This is a genomic window from Microcystis sp. LSC13-02 (genome assembly GCA_002282935.1).
Taxonomy (GTDB): domain Bacteria; phylum Cyanobacteriota; class Cyanobacteriia; order Cyanobacteriales; family Microcystaceae; genus Microcystis.
The window spans coordinates 1-7,433 of sequence record MTBT01000256.1 but is presented as its reverse complement, the minus strand read 5'-3'; the positions used below and the strand labels follow the sequence as shown (position 1 = coordinate 7,433).

The following is a 7,433-nucleotide window of genomic DNA, read 5'->3' as shown; positions in this document are numbered from 1 at the left end:
AGTTTACACATATATAGTTTTGTTTTTGACCACGATGACCATTTTTATTGATGTGGTCACTTTTACATTCTGGACATTTCATCGTTTTTTTCCTTCATTGAGTTTCTATCTATTTTGCCTTCTCATCTCTTTATCTGACAACGCCAAAATTGTTGTTAGGGTTAGGAGCCGGTCGTCAGTAGTCAGGAGAATTAAGAATGAATAATAAGCAATTAAATGGTCTATTCACAGATTTTAGGCCATTTAATCCTTATTTTTGCCGTTTTTGACTCCTCAAAAATTAATTATGCGAGAGGTCTAAAGCCAAAAAGTAGCAAGGGGTTTGGCTGTTGCGGGTTGGGGAGAAGGGAGCGGGGGGGATAAATAAAAATAATCTCGGAGTCTCGGAGTCTCGGAGTGTCCTGATTAGGCCGTCTCTTGGGCAGCGGCTAATTCTGCCAGTTTTTCCTGTTGATCCTTGGCGATACAGGATTGGAGCACCTCTTCGATATCGCCGTCTAAAATGCGATCGAGGGAAAAATTCTGATTTAAGCGATGATCGGTGAGACGATTATCCTTATAGTTATAGGTGCGAATTTTTTCCGATCGCGAACCGGTTCCCACCTGAGAGCGTCGCATGGAACTGACTGCTTCCTGTTGTTCCTGTAACTTCATATCGTACAGTTTCGCCCGGAGAATCTGCATGGCCCGTTCCCGGTTTTGCAATTGCGATCGCTCTTCGGTGCAAAAAACCCTGATTCCCGTGGGTTTATGGATTAAATCGACCGCAGTTTCCACTTTATTGACATTTTGACCGCCTGCGCCCCCGGATCTAGCCGTGGTTAACTCAATATCCTTGGGATCGATATGCACTTCCACATCGTCCACTTCTGGCATAATTGCCACGGTAGCGGTGGAAGTGTGGACGCGACCACTCGCTTCCGTCAGAGGAACCCGCTGCACCCGATGGACTCCCGCCTCAAATTTCAGCTTACTATAGACGTTATCGCCTTTAATCTCTAAAATTGCCTCTTTAAATCCTCCCATATCCGCCGGAGATTCACTCAAAAGGCTAACTTTCCAGTTTTGAGTTTCGGCATATTTTGAGTACAAACGCACTAAATCCCCCGCCCAAATACTGGCCTCATCACCTCCGGTCCCAGCGCGAATTTCTAGCATGATATTCTTTTCATCGAGGGGATCCCGGGGCAGCAGCAGAATTGTTAATTGGTCTTCCAAAGTGGCGATTTTTTCCTCCAATTCTGCCACTTCTAGGGCGGCCATTTCCCGTAATTCGGGATCACTGGCGGATTCTTTGAAGATTTGTTTCGCACCGATTAAATCCTCTTGACTTTTTTGCCAAATTTCGTAGGTGTTGACCGTTTCCTCTAGGGAAGCGCGGGATTTGGCCAGACGATGCAATTCACCCGGATTACCGGTGACATCGGGATCCGCTAGACGACGGGTTAATTCTTTGTAGGTCTGTTCTACAGATTGCAGTTTGTCTAGTAAATAACTTTCAGCCATAATCGATAGCCACAAATAGGGTTAAACGGGGTTAATTTGAAGATAACCCGCAAATTCACTGGATTAGAAGCGTCTGACAGATAATAGAGACGCAATCCTTTTAATTGTCTTAATTTTCTTTGTCCGGAGTTCTTCGAGCGAGGAAAAATCCCGCTCAACTGCTGACAGTCAGTCAGTTCTGCTAATACTTAGAAATATTTTTGGGCCAGCAAGCGGCAAGGGAAGACATTTTTTTCTTAACCAGATTATTCCTATATCTAAAACTATCATTTTTTGGCCGGTTTGAGCAAGTAATCTTAAATTCTGTTTAAAAGCAGGGAAGTGGGGATGTGGGGAGTATTTTCAGTTATCAGTGAGCAGTAACCAGTTATCAGTGGGGTAGTTGGGTAGTTGGGTAGTTGGGAGACCACTTCGTGCGCGTTGCGGGGGAGCGGGGAGAAAAAAGCTGATAACTGATCACTGATAACTGATCACTGAATACTAAACCTGGCAGAAAGGGGGACAAAAAATGCTAGGATTGCCACAGCACAGAGAAAAGTGAAAGAAAGGAATATAACTTTACATGGAAGAGTTTGACAAGTCAATATCCTTTGATGGCAGGGATATTCGACTAAAAATAGGGCTTTTAGCCCCCCAAGCTGGCGGTAGTGTTCTGATCCAATCGGGAGAAACGGCGGTTTTAGTGACAGCAACCACAGCCAAAGCCAGAGAAGGAGTAGATTTCCTGCCCTTGACCGTTGACTACGAAGAAAGATTATACGCCGCTGGGCGCATCCCGGGAGGATTTTTGCGTCGTGAAGGTCGTCCCCCGGAAAAAGCGATTCTGACCGGTCGTTTGATCGATCGCCCCCTGCGGCCTCTATTCCCCAGTTGGCTGCGGGATGATATCCAAGTGGTCGCTACGACCCTCTCAATGGACGAGGAAGTCCCCCCGGATGTTTTGGCCGTTACCGGGGCTTCCGTGGCAGTTATGCTGGCGGGGATTCCCTTCCAAGGTCCGATGGCAGCGGTACGCGTCGGTTTACTAGGGGATGAATTTATCATCAATCCCACCTACAAGGAAATCCATAACGGAGAATTGGACCTAGTGGTGGCCGGTAGTCCCGAAGGGGTGGTGATGATCGAAGCGGGAGCCAATCAGTTACCGGAACGGGATATTATTGAGGCGATCGATTTTGGTTATGAAGCAGTGCGCGACCTGATCAGCGCTCAACGGGAATTGATCGATCAGTTGGGTATTCCCCTCGTCACCCGAGAAGCGCCGGCAGTAAACGAAACCGTGCAGAATTTCCTAAAAGAACAAGCTAAAGAGGAAATTAAACAGATTCTCTGTCAGTTTACCCTCAGCAAAACCGAACGGGATGAGAAATTAGCGGCGATCGAAAATCGGCTCAAGGAAACTATAACCGCTCTCCCCGATGAAGATACCTTAAAAGCTCCAACGCTGGAAGAACCGAAGTTAATCGGTAATCTCTTTAAGGATCTGACCAAAAAACTGATGCGCGCCCAAATTATTGAGGATGGGGTGCGGGTTGATGGTCGCCAACTGGACGAAGTACGCCCGATTTCTTGCCGGGTGGGAGTTTTACCCCGTCGGGTTCACGGTAGCGGTCTGTTTAATCGCGGTTTAACCCAAGTGCTTTCGATCGCCACCCTTGGCACCCCCGGTGATGCTCAGGATTTGGGCGACGATCTCCATCCCGAAGACGAAAAACGCTATCTGCATCACTACAATTTCCCCCCCTTTTCCGTAGGTGAAACCCGTCCCATGCGTTCTCCCGGCCGTCGAGAAATTGGTCACGGTGCTTTAGCGGAAAGGGCGATCGTACCTGTCCTTCCCCCCCAAGAGGAATTTCCCTATGTGCTGCGGGTAGTGTCGGAAGTCCTCTCTTCTAATGGTTCCACCTCCATGGGTTCCGTGTGCGGTTCTACCCTGGCGCTGATGGATGCCGGTGTTCCCCTGAAAAAACCCGTTAGCGGTGCGGCCATGGGTTTAATTAAAGAAGGGGAAGAAGTGCGGATTTTGACCGATATCCAGGGTATCGAGGATTTTCTGGGAGATATGGACTTTAAGGTGGCTGGCACTGATTCTGGCATCACCGCTCTCCAGATGGATATGAAAATCCCCGGTTTAAGCCTGGAAGTGGTGGCCAAGGCGATCGAACAAGCTTTACCGGCCCGCAAACATATCCTAGAGAAGATGTTAGCGACCCTAGAAAAACCCCGCACGGAATTATCTCCCCACGCACCCCGGTTATTGACGATCAAGATCGATCCAGATCTGATCGGGTTAGTAATCGGGCCGGGTGGTAAGACGGTTAAAGGGATTACTGAACAGACCGGCACGAAAATCGATATCGATGACGATGGTACTGTCACCATTTCCTCTACCGATGGGGAACAGGCCGAAAAAGCTAAACGACTGATCTACAATATGACCCGCAAACTCAATGAGGGTGAGGTTTATCTCGGTCGCGTGACTCGCATTATCCAAATCGGCGCTTTTGTGGAAGTTTTGCCAGGAAAAGAGGGAATGATCCATATTTCCCAATTGGCCGAGGGACGCGTCGGTAAGGTGGAGGATGAAGTGGCCGTGGGGGATGAGGTGTTAGTCAAGGTACGGGAGATCGATAGTAAAGGTCGTCTCAATCTCACCCGTCTCGGTATTCATCCCGATGAGGCCGCCGCTGCCCGTAAAGCTGCTACTGTAGTCTAGGTAAATTTTCTGTTCACGGTTAACTCTCGATCGCTCGATCGAGGGTTTTTTTATCGCTAAAATTGCCTAATACTAAATCCAGTTATTAAAAACTGATTATTTATTCTCCCCTTTGCCTTTTGCCTGTCTGATATGTAGGGTTTGCTGAAAAAGTTTGTTGGTGGGGTTAGGAGTCGGTCGTCGGTCGTCAGTAGCCGGTCGTTTCAGGCTTTGTTGCCCTCTTTTTTTGTACCAGTTTATGTACTAAAAGAAGGATAATGCAAGGTTTTCTTAATCCTATTTTCGCAGCATGAACATCGGATTTTAACAGGTCAAAAGCCTTATTTTAAAAGGGTTTTACCATTATTCAGCAAGCCCTATGTAACCTATACTCAACGGATTTAGTATAAAAACAGCAATAGAGACGCAAAAACCACGCCTCTATCTCAAGGTCGCGAGAGGACTCCCGTTAAACCGCGTAGCGGTTTAACGGGAGATGAATCGCCACCAGAATAAAACTAACGCGGTAGCGTTTCCACTTTCGGGGAGTTTTGGTTCTCGACATATTTTTTTAGTTGTTCGACGGTAACGCCGCCACAACTGGCCACAAAATAAGCTCCCGTCCAAAAATAGGGTTTGTTGTAGAAATACTTTGCCGCTAAGTACGGAAATTCTTTTCTAATTAGGGTCTGCTGAAAAAGTTTTTCGGTGGGGGTAGGAGTCAGGCAATCCTATTTTCTTGCACTAACATCGGACTTTAACAGGTCAAAAGCTTTATTTTAAAAGGGTTTTACCATTATTCAGCAAACCCTAATTAAGCGACTACTAACTGTTTTAAGGTTAGCGATTAATTTGGATAAAGCGATGTCAGGTTTGTCATCGATAATCAGGTGAACGTAATCCGATTCACCGTTGAAATCAAGTAATGTGCTGTCCCATTTTGTGACGTTGACACAAAAATTTCTTTAAGTCGGGCTAAGATTTCATCGTTAATAGCAATGGCCGGTATTTGATGACGAATACGACCTGAGCGGTAAGTCTATAAACGGAGCGAAATCCATGATTGTAATCGGTTTACATATTAGGCGGCAAGTGTTATAATTTGATTTTACATCACGAAACGAACGACAGTGATAACGCTTACCTACCAGTACAAACTAAAGGTAAACAGACAACAGGAACGGGAGATCATCCACATTCTTGATGTTTGCAAAAGCGTTTACAATTACGCGCTCTCGGAACGGAAAGATTGGTTGAACTCTCGAAAGTGTCTTGCGGATCGCTGTTCGCCCAAAAATCTAACGGAAGCTAAAAAAGTTTACCCGATATTAAAGACGGTTAACGCTCAAGTTTTACAGCAAGTCTTAAAAACTTTAGATAAGGCGTTTGACCAGATGAAGTCGAAAGGCTTCGGCTTTCCTAGATTCAAGAAAAAGATGCGGAGTTTTGTTTTTCCTGCGCTGTCAAAAAACTTCTTAGGTGACGAATACTTAAATTTTCCACAATTGGGAAAAATTCGGATTAGGAAATCTAGGGAGTACCCGTCCGGGTTTGAGCCTAAACAAGCTCGAATTATCCGAAAAGCGTCGGGATTTTACGTTTCGGTTTCCTTCCAATCTACGGAATTAGTTCCCGATATGACAGTTGGGAAGACCTGTTTAGGAATTGACGCGGGAATTGAAAGTTTTGTGGCTACTTCACGGGGAGATTTAATCAAAGCCCCTCGATTTTTGTTGAAAGTACAGAGTAAGCTTAAATTGCTACAAAGACGCTTGAAACATCAAGTCAAAGGCTCGAACAATTGGTTAAAACTCCAAGAGAAGATAGCGAGATTACACGAAAAAGTGTCTAATACTCGTAGAGATTGGCACTTTAAACTAGCTCATTACCTTTGTGATATTGCTGATAATATCTTCGTTGAAGATATTAACTTCGTTTCCTGGTCTAGAGGAATCGTTAGAAAACAATCTCTAGATTCGGGTATCGGTAGTTTTATTAACGAGATATTACCGTTTGTCGTTTGGAAACGGGGAAAATATTATCTTAAGGTTGATAAAAACGGAACTTCGCAAGAGTGTCCGAATTGTGGCGCGATTACCGGCAAAAAGGCGTTATCGGAAAGAGTTCACCGGTGTGATTCTTGCGGCCACATCGAACCAAGAGATACGGCATCAGCGAAGGTAATCGAGAACCGAGGAAAAAACGCGGTCGGACTGACCGTGTTAGAAAACGCTCGCGGAGGCGATTTGACGGGGATCGACCGGGTTAAACCAGGTCGATCTAGTTAAAAGCCTAAGAACCGAGAATCCCCCGCTACAGCGCGCGAGCGGTTAGCGGGGGAGAGTCAACACGGTATTTTCCCTAGATATTGTTTCTGACTACCAGCTAGACTTGACCACACCGGGTAAAAGACCTTGGTGGGCCCATTCGCGTAAAACGTTGCGGGATAAACCAAAATCGCGATAGTATCCTCTCGGTCTGCCGGTCGTTAAACAACGGTTGCGGTGACGACTGGGGGCGCTATTGCGGGGTAATTCCTGTAATTTTTGGTGAATTGCCAGTTTTTCTTCAAAATCTTCGGCGGTACGGAATTGTTCTTTTAGTTCCGTCCGTTTAGCTTCGTATTTTTGTCTGAGACGAGCGCGTTTTTTCTCGCGTTCTACCATCGATTTTTTTGCCATGGGGTTTCTCGAAAAAGATTTAACCTGTAAAGACAGCATTCTCTATTTTGACATCCTCACCGCCGTAAACGGACGCTGATTCCTCACCACGCTACTTTTTTAGGGTAGTCGCCGAATGGGGTTGACGCAGATAGCGAAAAACGCTTAATTGCTTAAGTCTGACACTTTCTCCACGTCCATTTAAAGTCTCCGAATGCCCTCCGGCGACTAATTTAATTTGGGTTTATACATACCGACACAAGGTATGTTTTGCCTCTAGCATGGAGTTCCCAGCGGCCGTCAGCTTCCCCTTACTCATCGTCAACCCGTTGCAGGCATTTCAACCTAGCATATTTATTCGGTCGTATTTATGATAGGGGGGTTTTTTAGACCAGTAAGATTCTAACACAAAGCCGCCCTAAAAGGGGCGGGGTTTTCCAACCCAAATTTTCGATAACCTGAATCTCTCCTTGGCCGTTAGTTGACACTCTCCGCCCTAAAAGTGCGGAGATTCTTGGGCTGAATCCTGCCTCTACTAGCAAAGCTAATTTTGGTCTTACAGCTTCATGTCT

Annotated in this window: 6 protein-coding genes and 1 pseudogene; 2 read left to right on the top strand and 5 right to left on the bottom strand. The window is 46.0% G+C overall.

Annotated features, from left to right (window positions below):
• From BGL89_RS16210 to BGL89_RS21315, 3 genes are all read right to left on the bottom strand, one after another.
• The coding region (locus tag BGL89_RS16210) for a transposase-like zinc-binding domain-containing protein (RefSeq protein WP_502692637.1) at positions 1 to 82 on the bottom strand (82 nt) is incomplete at its 3' end.
• Positions 83 to 405: 323 nt separating this feature from the next.
• Positions 406 to 1,506 carry a peptide chain release factor 1 gene (prfA, locus tag BGL89_RS16205; RefSeq protein WP_286826573.1) on the bottom strand — a complete coding sequence of 367 codons (1,101 nt, stop codon included), beginning with the start codon at positions 1,504 to 1,506 and terminating at the stop codon, positions 406 to 408.
• Entirely contained in the window at positions 1,485 to 1,664 is a 180-nt protein-coding gene (locus BGL89_RS21315; protein ID WP_323801827.1) for a hypothetical protein, read from the bottom strand. The genes prfA and BGL89_RS21315 overlap by 22 nt, the downstream gene beginning before the upstream one ends.
• Before the next feature lie 404 nt (positions 1,665 to 2,068).
• Here BGL89_RS21315 and BGL89_RS16200 point away from each other — a divergent pair, with 404 nt between their 5' ends.
• On the top strand, positions 2,069 to 4,222 hold the full coding sequence (locus BGL89_RS16200) for a polyribonucleotide nucleotidyltransferase (protein ID WP_286826572.1): 2,154 nt from the start codon (positions 2,069 to 2,071) through the stop codon (positions 4,220 to 4,222).
• 590 nt (positions 4,223 to 4,812) lie between these two features.
• Here the strand turns inward: BGL89_RS16200 and BGL89_RS16195 are convergent.
• Positions 4,813 to 5,085 (bottom strand): annotated as a pseudogene (locus BGL89_RS16195) (hypothetical protein); the annotation flags it as partial.
• 246 nt (positions 5,086 to 5,331) lie between these two features.
• Between BGL89_RS16195 and BGL89_RS16190 the strand changes: the two are divergent.
• Positions 5,332 to 6,489: an RNA-guided endonuclease InsQ/TnpB family protein gene (locus BGL89_RS16190; protein ID WP_286826571.1), complete on the top strand. Its 1,158-nt coding sequence runs from the start codon at positions 5,332 to 5,334 to the stop codon at positions 6,487 to 6,489.
• A gap of 90 nt (positions 6,490 to 6,579) precedes the next feature.
• Here BGL89_RS16190 and rpsN read toward each other — a convergent pair whose 3' ends face one another.
• Positions 6,580 to 6,882 (bottom strand): 30S ribosomal protein S14, encoded by a 303-nt coding sequence (rpsN, locus tag BGL89_RS16185; RefSeq protein ID WP_002796120.1) that lies wholly within the window; start codon positions 6,880 to 6,882, stop codon positions 6,580 to 6,582.
• Between the last annotated feature and the right edge of the window lie 551 nt (positions 6,883 to 7,433).

Coding starts and splice junctions, on each gene's coding strand:
- prfA (WP_286826573.1), bottom strand. CDS start 1,506: ATGGCTGAAAGTTATTTACTAGACAAACTGCAATCTGTAGAACAGACC.
- BGL89_RS16200 (WP_286826572.1), top strand. CDS start 2,069: ATGGAAGAGTTTGACAAGTCAATATCCTTTGATGGCAGGGATATTCGA.
- rpsN (WP_002796120.1), bottom strand. CDS start 6,882: ATGGCAAAAAAATCGATGGTAGAACGCGAGAAAAAACGCGCTCGTCTC.